Origin of the sequence: Maribacter sp. MAR_2009_72 (genome assembly GCF_007827235.1) — a bacterium.
GTDB lineage: Bacteria > Bacteroidota > Bacteroidia > Flavobacteriales > Flavobacteriaceae > Maribacter > Maribacter sedimenticola.
Genome location: NZ_VISB01000001.1, coordinates 991391 through 1005140 on the forward strand (window position 1 = coordinate 991391; position 13750 = coordinate 1005140).

Here is a 13750-nt window from a genome sequence, read left to right on the forward strand (position 1 = left end):
AGCTAGAAACTGTAAATAGGCAAACGACAGTATAACCATTTAAAAAATAAAAAGTATGAAATCCATAAAAATAATATTTACTATTCTAGGACTTTCCATATCTACCTTTGTCGCTGCACAGACAGATTCAGAAATAGCCGAGCAGACCGTTAATAGAAACGAAATTGAGGGCCATATTTACTTTTTGGCAGATGATGCATTAAAAGGACGCGCTACCGGTTCTCCAGAATTGAAAATAGCCGCATCATACTTAGCCAACACTTTAAGAGGATATGGTGTTAAGCCAAACCCCAAAAATGGAACGTACTATCAAAATGTAGATTTGCACCATTACTTTTTGTCCGAAGACATAGAACTTTCATTTGGTGGACAAAACTATCCTGAAGTGGTTGCTTTTGATATAGATGCCATTGATAGTGAAGAGGATGCCATCTATCTTAATTATGGTCTTGAAGAAGATTATAAAGGCAAAGATGTAAAAGGTAAAATAATTATTGTAAAGGCTGGTACTCCAGAAAATAATGAATTGAGACCTGCCCTGCGTAGTAGAGCACCTAAACGGGAACTAGCAATTCAGAATGGTGCAAGGGGTTTAATTGAAGTTGGTTCTTTTGATACTGCTTTATGGCCACGTTTTAAACATGCTTTTGAGGAGCGTACAAGTCTAACAGAAAGTGAAAAAGAACCTTTACCGCTTTTTTTATGGGTACAGACTTCTCCTGAAAACTTAGAAAAACTTGGTAACGAATCCATACAAATAAAAATTAAGAGTGCGGGAATCCAAAATGAAATACTAAAAACGCAAAACGTAATTGGAGTATTGGAAGGAACGGACACAAAGCTAAAGGAGGAGTATATTATCTATTCTGCCCATTATGATCATATTGGTATTGGCACACCCGATGCACAAGGTGATAGTATTTACAATGGCGCCAGAGACAACGCTATTGGAACCACAGCAGTTTTATCAATGGCAGAAAATTTATCCAAGTATCCTACCAAACGCTCAGCTCTATTTATCTTATTTACAGGTGAAGAATTAGGGCTTTTAGGTAGTAGGTATTACGTAGAAAACCCGGTTATACCATTACATCAAATGATTTACTGCTTCAATACAGACGGCGGCGGTTACAATAATACAAGCTTAGCTACGATTGCCGGTCTAAACCGTACCACTGCTAAAAACAAAATGATTAAAGGTGCTAAGACCTTTGGGTTAAAAGCTTTGGATATTGATGAGGTAGCCCCGGAAGAAGGGCTCTTTGACCGCAGCGATAATGTAAGCTTTGCCAGAGTCGGTATCCCTTCTCCTACATACTCTACAGGTTTTGATGCCTTTGATGATGAAATAAACAAATACTATCATCAGGCTGCTGATGAGGCCAATAGTTTAGACTATGATTACTTGGTAAAATTTTATAAAGGATATATACTTTCCGGTCGTTCTATTGCCAATGACCCGGAAAGGCCTTATTGGATAAAAGGAGATAAGTATGAAGCTGCAGCAAATGTACTATATAGTAAAGTTCCTGAAGCTCCTATTAAAAATTGAACGCACTCTAAAATAAATCAATTTGACGCCCAGAAATCAGAACAATTGACCAATGATTAATTTCTTTAGAAAAATCCGAAGAAACCTGCTCGAAGAAGGCAAAGTCTCCAAGTACTTAAAATACGCCATCGGTGAAATTATTCTCGTTGTTGTTGGAATATTGATTGCATTACAGATTAATAATTGGAATGAGTCTCGTAAAAGCAGAGAAGTAGAACTGAATTACCTCAAGAACATTCAAGAAGATTTACTATCGGATTCTTTATATTTTGAAAGAAGTTGGTTTAAAAGAGGTGATAAAAAAATACAAGGCTTAAATAAAGCTAAAAATTATTATCTGAACAGTATTATACCAACCGATACCATCACATTTATAAATGATGTAGCTTATGGTGGTATTTATGGCATCGGCAGGCTTACCCCTAATAACAGAACTTATAATGAGTTATCAAGTACAGGTAATATTAGCCTTATCTCAGACCAAGACATTCGTGATGAGATTGTTGCGTACTATTTAAATTTAGAATTCTTATATGAATATGGTGCAGATTCACGTAGTGATTATCCGCATTTTATGAACTCATATAAAGTATTTAACCCTAAATTTCCAGATTCCGTAAGTCCCAATGAAATCCCCATTCTTTTAAAAATGATGCGTAAGGATAAATTTTACCAACTCACTAATTCAGAATTAACGTATGCCTATTCTATTTTAAGTAGGCTTGAGTATGCTAAAAGAGATGCTGCACTCCTATATCACAGAATAGATAATTATTTAGAGCATCATGAAAAGTAAGATTCAAGTTAGTATATAATTACTCATCACTTACCACTCCACGGTGAAGAAAATGATTGTGTACAATGTATACTTTTATTATAATTTCACAGTAAAGAAAAAATTCAGCAGACTCAAAGAACCCAACCCTTAATCCCTTCCCAAGAGGGGAAAAACACGTTTTAGTTTGTGGGTTTCTGGCAAATTTGAAGTTTTAAAAACAACAATAATCTACTCAAAGTCCTTTTAAAACAATAAACTATTCCCCTCCCTAGAGGGTCTAGGGGTGGGCAATACAAATGGTGAATCAACCTGCTAGTATTCTCAAAAATCTACAAACCTTTATAAGCCTTTAAGACATTCTCTATCTTAGCTTCTGTATCGTCGTCAATATTTTGGTACTCCGGATTTTCCTGTAACCACTTTACGGTCCTTTTTATCCCTTCAGAAAAAGGAATGGTTGCTTTAAATCCGGGAACGAAGGTTTTTATTTTGGTATTATCAAACAAGACACTTTCTGCTTTGTCAGCCAACAGTGTTCCTGTAAATGAAGGTTCAACTTTACAGATAAAATCAGAGGCTATATGTACCACTTTAGCTTCTTTCCCCAGGGCATCGGCTAAAATTTTATAAATCATGTTCCAGCTTAGCACTTCATCAGAGGTAATGTGAAATGCATGTCCTATAGCCGTTTGTAACCCTAACAGACCAACGAAGCCTTTTGCAAAATCATCGGAATGGGTTACCGTCCAAAGAGAGGTACCATCACCATGAACTATAATTTCCTTACCGTCCAATATACGTTGAGCGGTATTAAATTTATCAAATCCGCCAATAGCTATAGGTATGACCGTGTCATAGGTCAATGATGGCCTTACAATTGTAATAGGGAATCCATTATTTCGGTATTCTTGCTGCAAACGGTCCTCACAAGCAATTTTATCCTGTGAATAATCCCATAACGGATTGTACAACGGCGTAGATTCAGTGATTACCGGATAACTTAACGGAGTCTGGTAACAAGACGCGGAACTAATAAATATATATTGTTTGGTCTTTCCACTAAATAGTTCAATATCACGTTCAATATCTTCTTTGGTAAACGCAATCCAATTGACCACAACATCCCAATCATGTTTTTTTAATTCGCTTAATTCCTCGGGTTTATTGATGTCACCTATTATGGATTGTGCACCTTTGAGCTCAACTTTTGCCTTGCCCCTGTTCAACACATATAAATCTATTCCGTTTGCAATGGCCAATTTACTACTAGGTGTACTTATATTTCCGGTTCCACCAATAAACAATACTTTCATTTATTATTCTATTTATATGATAATCAAATTTTTAAATTAACTTATATTATATATCCCTATAAAAGGTCAAACCATTTTTAAATGGATCGTAAAAGGCAAATTCCTTGGTACCCCACGCCGTTTCTCGCAATAAGGTGTGGGGATTAAAAATATCCATTTCTGCGTATTCATTATACAATGCTTGGATATTTTGGGTAACGATACGCAACATGGGCCGATCAATTTCCAATTCCCATTCCTTAACATCGTGCCATTGTAAATGTATTTCTATAGCATCTCTTATGACCCCGGCATACTTAGGTTTTTTGGAATCATCCGCAAATGCAATCCTAAAACCCAAACGGTTGACATAAAAATCCAACGCCTCTACAACATCCCAAACGGGAAGCACGGGATGTATTTGATGTAAATAGCCTTTTACCTCCATACCGTGAAAATACAAAAAGCAATAAATAACAGTTGTTAAGAAAGCGTTTATACTTTGAATTTCACCTTATTCGTGAGTGAAAACAATAACAATATCATTATCTTCATAAAGCGAAAACAACCTATAAATTCAATAAATGAAAATTGCGCTTCAAATATTAATGGTTCTACTATTTACAACAACTACTATAGCACAAGATGCCATAGTAATGAGCTATAACATTAAATATGACAATACCGGTGACACCATAAATAATTGGAACGATAGAAAAGAAGCCATGGTTAATCTAATTACACATTATCAACCGGGTATTGTGGGTATGCAAGAGGTGTTGGACAGACAATTGAGTTATTTGAACCAACATCTAAAAGGATTCAATTACGTTGGCGTGGGTCGTGAAGATGGCAAAACAAAGGGCGAGTATTCCCCTATTTTATTCAATGCATCAAAATATAAAATGATACAAAGTGAAACTTTTTGGCTGTCCGATACTCCCCAAAAAATTTCTGTGGGGTGGGATGCGGCACTAGAACGAATATGTACCTATGCCTTATTCCAAGACCTACAAACGCAAAAGCAATTTTGGGTGTTCAACACACATTTTGACCACAGGGGAACGTTAGCCAGGGAAAAATCCGCACAGTTGATCGTGGCTAAAATAAAAGAGCTCAACACAGAAAATTTACCCGTTATACTTATGGGTGATTTAAATTTAAAACCCCAAGAAGCACCAATTCAATATTTAAAAAATGTGCTACAAGACGGCCAATCAATTTCCAGACAACCCTTTTATGGGCCAACTGGTACGTTTAACGGGTTTAACCATAAAAAAAACCTTACGGATAGGATAGACTATGTATTTATAAAGAATGCAACCGTAAACAGGTATATGCATATTGATGACCGCATGGAAAATAATAAGCATATCTCTGACCACCTTCCGGTATTGGCACATGTTCAATTAAATTGAACACTTAATTCTGTGGGGTCATAAACAATGTTCAAGGCCTTATTGAACAACCGTTTATTAGGGTGTAGCTACTAAACTACTATGAACGAAAGCCTTTTTACCGCTAGCGGTAAGTACATGGGCCCATTTGTTTGTATACCCCAGTAATTGTAACGTATCACTTTTAATTGCCTCGCCCACAACCAAACTATTGGTGGTAGGACTATTTCTTAGATTGGCCCTTGTTGAAGAAACCTTTAGTTGAGGTGTGATCGGCAAAGGATTCGTCAGTTCCGGCTTGGTGGTCTTCCATACAAATGGTAACGGATTAACCGCTCCTTTACCGGTTTTATATATACCGAAATGTAAATGCGGCGCGGTAGACCTGGCATTGCCTGTATTACCTACCAGACCCAAAGTATCTCCTACGTTGACCCTATCTCCTACCTGTGCCATAATACTATCTAAATGGGCATAGTAAAGCGACTTTCCCAACAAACCGGTACGCAACCATACTTGTTTACCGCCCAACCCCCTATTACCTGCTGAAGTAATTCTACCCTCCGCGGCGGCAACCACCGGGGTGCCGCGTGTGGCAAATATATCTATACCTTCATGTAAACGTGCGCCGGCATCACGCTTGGCACCCCAAAAACTTTGTACGGCATCATTAGTGCTCCCTGCCACAGGAAACATGAACCTGGGCGTATTGTACATTTGTATCTCAAAATCACCTAGAGCATTTATTTCCGGTTGTATCAATATTTTGTAGGTACCTGTTGTTTCAATCTCAATCTGCAATATAGGGCTGTTGATTTCATTTTGTGCAAATTGAGCAATGCTACTATCTGATGCTATTTGCAAGACGTCTATAAAAAACCGACTCTCTTCTTCCCTATTTTTTATATCAACATGTAATGTTACTCCCTCTTCCAAAAAGAGGTTATAACTATAGACCACATACCTATGGGAAAACCCTTTGGCTATTTCCACATAGGGCAAATTAATGAGCAAACTATCTTTTCTTGCTTCTTTAAACGCTCTTTCCCATATGGCAAACTGTTGATTATCGTTCTCAAAATTTCGTGCATAAATTTCCCTTGCGGTAGGTTGTACCAGTACATCTGCCACCTTTCTTATCTGCTTGCAACCTATTGAAATCAGTACAAGAAGTAGAATTGCACATTGTATAAAAGTCGTTCTTCTTATCATGAAACTTCTAGAAAAGAAAAAATCGGGCAAAGTGGCCCGATCTTTTCAACTTAGTCAAATGCTTATTTTTTTAAAAAGCCTATTAGGATATCGTTCAGTTCTTTGGCATGGGTAATATTAAGTCCATGTGGAGCCCCTTCAATGATCTTATAGGTATTATCGTTAATTTCCGCTGCTGCCTGTTTGGCCGAGGTTTCAATGGGCACCGTAGCATCTGCATCTCCATGTACGATTAACGTAGGTACATCCACATTCTTCAACTCGGACCTAAAATCTGTATGCATCCAAGCCAAAGCAGTCTGTATGGTAGCTCTGGGCGAAGCAAAGGAAGCAATGGTAAAATCATAATCTAATTGTGCCTGACTTACCCGCTCACCTTTATTCTCGTCAAAATTATAGAACCCTTTGCTGAACTCCTTTAAAAACCCTACCCTATCATTTTGTAGAGCATCTATAATTCCATCCAAATCCTTTTCCGCTACGCCATCTGGATTGTCAGATTTTTGTTTCACCAAAGGAATAATGGAGCTGATCAATGCCGCTTTTGCAATTTTATCAGAACCGTAATCCGTTAAATAACGGACTACTTCTCCTCCACCCATAGAAAACCCGACAATAATGGCATCATTTAAATCCAATTTTTCAATTATGGCCTGTAAGTCACTGGCCAAAGCAGAATAACCATAGTCTGCCCATGGTGCGGAAGATGTACCAAACCCTCTCCTGTCATAAGAGATACAGCGAAATCCTTCCTCAACGATTTTCCATACTTGCTGTTCCCAAGATTTCCTACTTAACGGCCAACCATGTATAAGTATGACTGGTTGTCCACTTCCGTAATCTTCATAAAATATATCTACAGGTTCTTTTGCTTTTGTATTTGTTATAAATGGCATATTCTTTATTTAAAAAATTCAATACAAGATAGCTATCGTCATTGAGTAGACTTAGCGTAAAACATTAAATAATTTGCTCATAAAAAGGAAGGAATATCGTTTATATTTACGGTATAAAACGTAATTCATGTTTATACCGGAACACTACAGAAACAATGACCCAACAGAGATACGCAACTTCTTAAAAAATAATAGTTTTGGTATCCTAATCAATACCATAGAAGGTAAACCTTGGGGTACACATATTCCTTTGGAACTTACCCAAAATAAAAAAGGTTCTGAGGTTTTGGTAGGACATATAGCCAAGGCAAACCTTCAAAGTAAAAATCTAGCAAACGGAGATCAAGTCCTATGCATTTTCAACGGTCCACATAGTTATATCTCCTCCTCTTGGTACACAAAAGAAGAGGTTCCAACATGGAACTATGTCGCCGTTCACGTTTATGGAACGGTTAAGTTACAAAGTCAAGAAGAGCTTCTAGATGCCCTGCATCAATTGGTCGATAAGTATGAAAAAGCTTCTAAAAATCCTATCTCCTTAAATGATATGTCCAAAAAAACCATGAGACAGGTTACGGGCATAATAGGATTTGAAATTACCATTAATGAGATACAGGCCGTTCACAAATTATCGCAAGGCAGAAACCAAGACCATGCTAAGATTATTGACGAATTGGAAAAAAGAGGCCCTGCAGAGAAGGCGGTTGCGGGTGAAATGAGAAAAATGATTCCTTAACATAAAAGAAACAACAAACCATTTCCAATTTTTGACGTAAATAAGGTAGATTCTTAAAAAGGCTATTATCATGACCTATCTACTTTTTTCCCTTATTATGACGTTTGTATCGGTATTATTATCAATTACCAATTTTGCCTATAAGGACTTAGAACACTATTTAGAACATAGGCCATAAAATGGAGAGAATATAACATGGCCCTTTTTTACTTACTCCAATTTTATTAAGTCAAATTATACTTTAAATGAATGTACATGTACCTTAGGCATCGTGTACTTTTAAATGGTTATTAATTTAAGGAAATTTATGAGCGATGTTTTAATGATTTATCAATTTTCCAAAGAAAAGAAACTTAGCAACTGGCATATAGTAAATGATGAGGTCATGGGCGGTGTCTCCATGGGACTTGTTCAACTGAACAAAGAGGGTAAAGGTGTTTTTAGCGGACATGTATCCTTAGAACACAATGGCGGTTTTTGTTTGGTGCGGTACGATATGGATAGGATTGATGTATCAAAGTTTTCATCTTTTGAAATTAGGTTAAAGGGCGATGGAAAAAAATATCAATTTAGATGTAAATCCGGAGAGCATCAACGGCACTCTTATATTTATCATTTTACGAGTAGTAAGGAATGGAAAACCATTACCATACCATTCTCGAAAATGGAACCTTTTTTTAGAGGAGATGCCCTAAAGATGCCTAATTACCATGGCGATTTTCTTACTCAGATAGGTATTCTAATTGGTAATAACAAAGAAGAGGATTTTAATCTTGAATTGGACTATATCCAATTAAAATAACACCTTTACATAACACCTGTAAGTGTTATATTATCAACGTTTTATCAATACCATTATCAGCATTTATTAGAATTAATTCCATAATTTAAGAGCCTCTGTTCAACCGTAGGATTTCATTTCCAATTTGGATTAATAATTTAATGATACAGTGAAATCATTTATAGGTTCTAAATATAGTTTTTGGTAACTTTATAGCCTTAAACTATACATATGACCATTACCCAATTGCAATATGTACTTGCCGTAGCGGAATATAAAAACTTTACGCTTGCTGCAGAGAAAAGTTTTGTTACACAGCCTACCCTTAGTATGCAAGTACAAAAGTTAGAGGATGAACTTGATATTCTTCTTTTTGACCGTAGTAAAAAGCCCATTTCCATAACAGAAGTTGGTAAAAAAATTGTGGAACAGGCCAAGAATATTGTCAATGAGGCATCACGGATAAAAGATATTGTTGAACAGGAAAAAGGATATATTGGCGGGGATTATGTGTTAGGAATTATACCTACCATAATGCCAACGTTACTACCTATGTTCTTAAAAACCTTTATACAGAAGTATCCAAAGGTAAATTTGATCATAAAGGAGCAGAATACGGAAAGCCTGATCAAAAATATACAAGATGGCCATTTAGATGCCGCAATAGCGGCTACTCCTTTAGAGATAGATTTTATAAAGGAACGACCTTTATACTATGAACCTTTTGTTGGCTATGTACCTAATGAGCATCGTTTGGGCAACAAAAAAGAACTGGTCCCGGAAGATTTGGATATAGCCGATATTTTATTGCTACAAGACGGACATTGTTTTAGGGAAGGCGTATTAAATCTTTGCAAGACACCAAAAATAGGCGGTGAACATTTTAGTCTGCAAAGTGGAAGTTTTGAAACTTTGATCAACCTATCTAACGAAGGACTGGGAATGACATTACTCCCCTACCTGAACACCATTGAACTAGATACCGGAAAAAAGAAACAACTTAAATATTTTAAAGAACCTTCACCTGCCCGTGAAGTTAGTTTGATCTACCACAAAAAAGAACTAAAGGTACAAATAACCGATGCCCTAAAAGATGTAATTACAAGTGTAGTACGCGGTGCAATTGCTTTTCAGGATGTTAAGATTATTAGTCCGTTGAACAAATAAACTACTGCTTCTTATAGCGGTAATAACAGCCTTCTATACACATATTGGGGTACGTAGGCGACAATGTCAAAATTGTTTTCACGTCGTTGAAATTGGCGTTAAAACCCAAGGTATCTTTTGCCGTATCGTTATTAACGTATAGAATTAGTTCATTTTCATTTATTTCATAATCTCCTGTTTGCCCTGGTGTTGTTGCCGTGGCCGTTTTTTGAAAACTACCATCTGATCGGAATAAATACATATGCCCTTCGGCTACATCTTTCCAATCGGTTTCACCACCTGGGCTTATATACGTTTCCTTTAGCAACCACTCACCCACTATACCCGTTTCATCTATTGGGGTATCGTAAAAAACATCATCTTTTTGACACGTTAGAAAGAACAATAATAAAATTGATATGGAAATTTTCATAACATCTATTTATTAAATAGATACAGAAACAGCTAATTGGTTGCTTACAAAAAGAGCCACTGTACAGTGGCTCTTTGTTATGATTTTAAGTAAATTAAACTTTGTTGTAATTCTGGCTTGTCCGTAATATAATGTTCCAACCAGATTTTCAATTCTTCTACCTCTTCCGGTAGTAAGGTCATGAGCGCTTTTTTTAATTCTTTGCAAAAAAGCAATGTATCAAAGCTCACTTTTTTAAGTACTGTTTTACTATACTCTAGCATTGAAATAGCCATGATTAACATTAATTAATTAGTTTGTTGTGGTATAAAGGTAAACAGATTTGGAGGGTTAATATTGCATATAAAAAGTTAAAGTAAACCTTTGCGTGTTAAATTTTTCAAGATTTTAAAGATGAATCTTTTGTACTTTAGAAGCCATGAAGAATTTACTTTATATCCTTTTAGTTACATTGACCTTTACCGCTTGCCGTAGCTCTAGGGCCTTGCTTACAAAACAACTGGATAATAAGTTATCTACCCCATTTTACAAAAATCAATTTACAGGTATTTTAGTGATCGATGCCGAAACCAAGGATACCATATACGATCGTGAAAGTGATAAATATTTTATACCTGCCAGTAATACCAAAATATTCACCCTGTACACCTCTATTAAAACCATCCCAGACCACATACCCGCTCTTAAATATATAGAATCTAACGACACCCTATATTTTGAGGGTACAGGCGACCCATCATTTCTACACCCGTATTTAAAGGATTCCACTGCATTTACATTTTTGAAAAGCAAGAACAATTTGGTGTATGTAACGGATAATTTTCAGGATAAAAAATATGGTCCAGGTTGGGCATGGGATGATTATCAATGGTATTATTCCCCAGAAAAAAATGCTTTACCCATATACGGAAATGTGGTAATGATAAATACAAATCAAGGAATACAGGTCACTCCCCCTTATTTCAAGGATAGTGTGCTAAATATGAACCATACCGACCAACGCAAGGAAACTTCCAATTTATTTTTTTATCCAACCCAAGGTCGTGATACTTTAGAAATACCGTTTATCACGAGTACGGCAACTACACGCTCTATCTTGGAAAATACCTTGAATCAAAAAATTACAACACGGCCGCGTATGCCCAAGGGAACAAAAAAAACCTTGCGTGGCATAAATGCAGATTCCCTATACATTAGAATGATGCACGAAAGTGATAATTTTATTGCAGAGCAGTTATTGATCCTTGCGGTATCTGAGTTAAAAGATACGTTGAGCAGTGCTATGGCCAGAACTTACATCTTGGAGAACCAGCTGGCCGATCTAGTTCAATCACCGCGTTGGGTAGATGGTTCCGGCTTATCAAGGTACAATTTGTTTACCCCACAGAATATGGTAGAAGTTTTAAACAAACTATATATAGATTTACCTAGGGAACGTTTATATACTATTTTCCCTGCCGGAGGACTATCCGGTACATTAAAAAATAGATTTGCCGGCAATCAAAAACCATATATTTATGCCAAATCGGGTAGTCTGAGCAACACTTATTGCCTAAGTGGATATTTAATTACAAACTCTGGAAAAACCTTGATTTTCAGTGTAATGAACAATCATTTTAGAAATTCAACAAGTGATGAACGCACCCATCTTGAAGCAATGTTGCAAATGCTGCGAGATCACTACTAACTAAATTACCTTTGTAGAAACATGTTGAACATACTTCTCTTTCAACAAGTTAATCTTGGGCGCTATGTGGGTTTTACAGAACGGTTTATCAATATCGCTGAAATAATAATTTTGAAATTGTTCTTCGGATGAATTAAAAGTTCCGAACGAAAGTATATCCGTAATAATCGGGGCATTAAAATCTTGTTGCAACTCTGACATAATTTTTAATAGAACAGGCTTGTCATTTTTCTCAAAATAGTAAATGGCAGAACGATACTTGTTACGCATAGAATGGTTCTTGGTACTTCTATGAGTATCTAAATGAATGGCAACCAAATCCTTCAAATCTATTATCTCTGGACTATAATGTACAATCACCGCTTCCGAGAAACTTCCCATATTCTTTAATGGCGCAATAAAACCTTGTTCAACCTTAACAACGCCTTTAAGTGCCATAAATACAGCTTCCGTACACCAATGGCAACCACCTCCAAACCCTATGGTATCTAAATCATCCATATATTTTTGTCGGATGTTTTTGCTTAAACTAACCCATTTAATTTGGCATACTGTAGTAGTACAATGGTTTTTGCGTCAATGATTTCACCAGTGGCGATCATTTCCATTGCTTTATCAAAAGGATATTCCAATACTTCTATATTTTCAGTTTCGTCCTCAGCGCCACCACCTTCACTGACTTTCATACTGTCATCGTACTCACCTACGAACAAATGCAAGATTTCGGTTACGGACCCGGGGGACATATAAGTTTGCATCACTTTTTTGACATTATTGATCTTATACCCAGTTTCCTCCTCGGTTTCCTTCCGTACACAGTCCGCCGGGTTGTCACCGTCCAATAAACCGGCACAAACCTCTATCATCATACCATCATCATTTCCGTTTACATAGGTAGGCATCCTAAATTGCTTGGTCATTACCACTGTACCTTTATCCGTATTGTACAGAAGTATGGCCGCCCCATTTCCGCGGTCATATGCTTCACGATTTTGCGTTTCCCAAGTACCATCTGGTCTTTGGTATTCAAATGTATATTTATTAAGGGTGTACCAATTATCCGATAAAATTTCCCTCTTTATATTGCGCACTTTATTATTTTTCAATCTACAAGAAAATTAAGTTTGACCATAAATATACCTTAGAATCTTGATTCCATTAAAAAACCATCATAAAGAATATGCATTATGATGGTCTATTGTAGTGAAGCTATTTAAAGCATCTCATTAGAATTTTAAAAACTTAACCTAAGCTCCATTTATTCCCAACCTCGGAAAGCGGCTTGCAAGGTTCATATTCTCCTGGAACGGGATCATAATTCAAAACATTTTTACCAATTTCTTCAGACGTCATATATGCCCAAATAGCCATGGACTTCATTGACCTGTAAAAACCAATTTCTTCTTGAGGCCCTACACCAGCACCCCATACGCCTTTGCCAAATTTACCTGAACTTTTTTCTGCCTCATTCAATACGGCCGTTTTATCATCATCGCTTAAATTATAAAATACATCACCATATTTAGAATAACAATTTTCATTAAAAGCGGCTATATCCGCCCTCATATGTTGTTGTCCGGCCTTATCGTAAGATTTAGCAATTACCGTATCGATGAAAATATCCGATTTTACATCTAAGGCCCCTGGCGTATCTGTTCTAGGTAAAATCTTATCTACCAAGGAAGCAATAGTTTTTGCCTCTACATCCGTAAAGAACAACGGTTTCCAATCTAATCTATTTTCAGATTTACAAGATTCAAATAATGAAAGCATGGAAGGCATTAAAAATGTTGCTCCCGCAAAAAGTCCTGTTTTTTGTAACGCTTTTCTTCTGTCCATT

16 protein-coding genes are annotated in these 13750 nt (G+C 36.5%); 7 read left to right on the forward strand and 9 right to left on the reverse strand.

Features of this window, described 5'->3' with window-relative positions:
* The first annotated feature begins 55 nt into the window (after positions 1-55).
* Positions 56-1552, forward strand: a complete 1497-nt coding sequence (locus JM81_RS04235) for a M28 family peptidase (RefSeq protein ID WP_144800817.1) — start codon at positions 56-58, stop codon at positions 1550-1552.
* Positions 1553-1604: 52 nt separating this feature from the next.
* Positions 1605-2348 carry a DUF6090 family protein gene (locus tag JM81_RS04240; RefSeq protein WP_144800818.1) on the forward strand — a complete coding sequence of 248 codons (744 nt, stop codon included), beginning with the start codon at positions 1605-1607 and terminating at the stop codon, positions 2346-2348.
* Between the two features lie 311 nt (positions 2349-2659).
* Here the strand turns inward: JM81_RS04240 and JM81_RS04245 are convergent, their stop codons facing one another.
* Together JM81_RS04245 and JM81_RS04250 are read right to left on the reverse strand one after the other, a co-directional pair.
* Positions 2660-3643, reverse strand: a complete 984-nt coding sequence (locus JM81_RS04245; RefSeq protein ID WP_144800820.1) for an SDR family oxidoreductase — start codon at positions 3641-3643, stop codon at positions 2660-2662.
* Positions 3644-3689: 46 nt separating this feature from the next.
* Positions 3690-4070, reverse strand: a complete 381-nt coding sequence (locus JM81_RS04250; protein ID WP_144800822.1) for a glyoxalase superfamily protein — start codon at positions 4068-4070, stop codon at positions 3690-3692.
* 136 nt (positions 4071-4206) lie between these two features.
* On the opposite strand from JM81_RS04250, the gene JM81_RS04255 reads away from it, so the two are divergent.
* Entirely contained in the window at positions 4207-5040 is an 834-nt protein-coding gene (locus tag JM81_RS04255; RefSeq protein WP_261374958.1) for an endonuclease/exonuclease/phosphatase family protein, read from the forward strand.
* Between the two features lie 57 nt (positions 5041-5097).
* On the opposite strand, the gene JM81_RS04260 is transcribed toward JM81_RS04255, so the two are convergent.
* On the reverse strand, positions 5098-6231 hold the full coding sequence (locus JM81_RS04260; RefSeq protein ID WP_144800824.1) for a M23 family metallopeptidase: 1134 nt from the start codon (positions 6229-6231) through the stop codon (positions 5098-5100).
* Positions 6232-6293: 62 nt separating this feature from the next.
* The gene (locus tag JM81_RS04265) at positions 6294-7127 is read right to left on the reverse strand and encodes an alpha/beta fold hydrolase (protein WP_144800826.1); all 834 of its coding nucleotides are present in this window, start codon (positions 7125-7127) and stop codon (positions 6294-6296) included.
* Between the two features lie 127 nt (positions 7128-7254).
* Between JM81_RS04265 and JM81_RS04270 the strand changes: the two genes are divergently transcribed.
* The 3 genes from JM81_RS04270 to JM81_RS04280 all read left to right on the forward strand — a co-directional run bounded on the left by JM81_RS04270 (position 7255) and on the right by JM81_RS04280 (position 9811).
* On the forward strand, positions 7255-7863 hold the full coding sequence (locus JM81_RS04270; RefSeq protein ID WP_144800828.1) for an FMN-binding negative transcriptional regulator: 609 nt from the start codon (positions 7255-7257) through the stop codon (positions 7861-7863).
* 307 nt (positions 7864-8170) lie between these two features.
* On the forward strand, positions 8171-8665 hold the full coding sequence (locus JM81_RS04275) for a CIA30 family protein (RefSeq protein ID WP_144800830.1): 495 nt from the start codon (positions 8171-8173) through the stop codon (positions 8663-8665).
* A 210-nt stretch (positions 8666-8875) separates the two neighbouring features.
* Positions 8876-9811, forward strand: coding sequence for a LysR substrate-binding domain-containing protein (locus tag JM81_RS04280; protein WP_144800831.1), 936 nt, complete (start codon positions 8876-8878; stop codon positions 9809-9811).
* A 1-nt stretch (position 9812) separates the two neighbouring features.
* Here the strand turns inward: JM81_RS04280 and JM81_RS04285 are convergent, their stop codons facing one another.
* Both JM81_RS04285 and JM81_RS04290 read right to left on the reverse strand, forming a co-directional pair.
* A complete protein-coding gene (locus JM81_RS04285; protein ID WP_089260013.1) occupies positions 9813-10223 on the reverse strand; it encodes a lipocalin family protein in 411 nt (136 codons plus the stop codon).
* Between the two features lie 77 nt (positions 10224-10300).
* Entirely contained in the window at positions 10301-10498 is a 198-nt protein-coding gene (locus tag JM81_RS04290; protein WP_089260012.1) for a hypothetical protein, read from the reverse strand.
* Positions 10499-10641: 143 nt separating this feature from the next.
* Here JM81_RS04290 and JM81_RS04295 point away from each other — a divergent pair, with 143 nt between their 5' ends.
* Positions 10642-11910 (forward strand): D-alanyl-D-alanine carboxypeptidase/D-alanyl-D-alanine-endopeptidase, encoded by a 1269-nt coding sequence (locus JM81_RS04295; RefSeq protein ID WP_144800833.1) that lies wholly within the window; start codon positions 10642-10644, stop codon positions 11908-11910.
* Here JM81_RS04295 and JM81_RS04300 read toward each other — a convergent pair whose 3' ends face one another.
* The 3 genes from JM81_RS04300 to JM81_RS04310 all read right to left on the reverse strand — a co-directional run bounded on the left by JM81_RS04300 (position 11911) and on the right by JM81_RS04310 (position 13749).
* Positions 11911-12411 (reverse strand): peptide-methionine (S)-S-oxide reductase, encoded by a 501-nt coding sequence (locus JM81_RS04300; protein WP_144800835.1) that lies wholly within the window; start codon positions 12409-12411, stop codon positions 11911-11913.
* Between the two features lie 23 nt (positions 12412-12434).
* Positions 12435-13016, reverse strand: a complete 582-nt coding sequence (nudK, locus tag JM81_RS04305) for a GDP-mannose pyrophosphatase NudK (RefSeq protein WP_144800837.1) — start codon at positions 13014-13016, stop codon at positions 12435-12437.
* Positions 13017-13152: 136 nt separating this feature from the next.
* Positions 13153-13749 carry a gluconate 2-dehydrogenase subunit 3 family protein gene (locus JM81_RS04310; protein WP_144800839.1) on the reverse strand — a complete coding sequence of 199 codons (597 nt, stop codon included), beginning with the start codon at positions 13747-13749 and terminating at the stop codon, positions 13153-13155.
* Position 13750 lies beyond the last annotated feature (1 nt).

Bases quoted from the DNA above. Each gene is read 5' to 3' on its own strand.
- JM81_RS04275 (WP_144800830.1), top strand. From the start codon at position 8,171: ATGAGCGATGTTTTAATGATTTATCAATTTTCCAAAGAAAAGAAACTT.
- JM81_RS04250 (WP_144800822.1), bottom strand. From the start codon at position 4,070: ATGGAGGTAAAAGGCTATTTACATCAAATACATCCCGTGCTTCCCGTT.
- JM81_RS04255 (WP_261374958.1), top strand. From the start codon at position 4,207: ATGAAAATTGCGCTTCAAATATTAATGGTTCTACTATTTACAACAACT.
- JM81_RS04295 (WP_144800833.1), top strand. From the start codon at position 10,642: ATGAAGAATTTACTTTATATCCTTTTAGTTACATTGACCTTTACCGCT.
- JM81_RS04270 (WP_144800828.1), top strand. From the start codon at position 7,255: ATGTTTATACCGGAACACTACAGAAACAATGACCCAACAGAGATACGC.
- JM81_RS04285 (WP_089260013.1), bottom strand. From the start codon at position 10,223: ATGAAAATTTCCATATCAATTTTATTATTGTTCTTTCTAACGTGTCAA.
- JM81_RS04265 (WP_144800826.1), bottom strand. From the start codon at position 7,127: ATGCCATTTATAACAAATACAAAAGCAAAAGAACCTGTAGATATATTT.
- JM81_RS04240 (WP_144800818.1), top strand. From the start codon at position 1,605: ATGATTAATTTCTTTAGAAAAATCCGAAGAAACCTGCTCGAAGAAGGC.
- JM81_RS04280 (WP_144800831.1), top strand. From the start codon at position 8,876: ATGACCATTACCCAATTGCAATATGTACTTGCCGTAGCGGAATATAAA.
- JM81_RS04260 (WP_144800824.1), bottom strand. From the start codon at position 6,231: ATGATAAGAAGAACGACTTTTATACAATGTGCAATTCTACTTCTTGTA.
- JM81_RS04245 (WP_144800820.1), bottom strand. From the start codon at position 3,643: ATGAAAGTATTGTTTATTGGTGGAACCGGAAATATAAGTACACCTAGT.
- JM81_RS04290 (WP_089260012.1), bottom strand. From the start codon at position 10,498: ATGGCTATTTCAATGCTAGAGTATAGTAAAACAGTACTTAAAAAAGTG.
- JM81_RS04300 (WP_144800835.1), bottom strand. From the start codon at position 12,411: ATGGATGATTTAGATACCATAGGGTTTGGAGGTGGTTGCCATTGGTGT.
- JM81_RS04235 (WP_144800817.1), top strand. From the start codon at position 56: ATGAAATCCATAAAAATAATATTTACTATTCTAGGACTTTCCATATCT.
- JM81_RS04310 (WP_144800839.1), bottom strand. From the start codon at position 13,749: ATGGACAGAAGAAAAGCGTTACAAAAAACAGGACTTTTTGCGGGAGCA.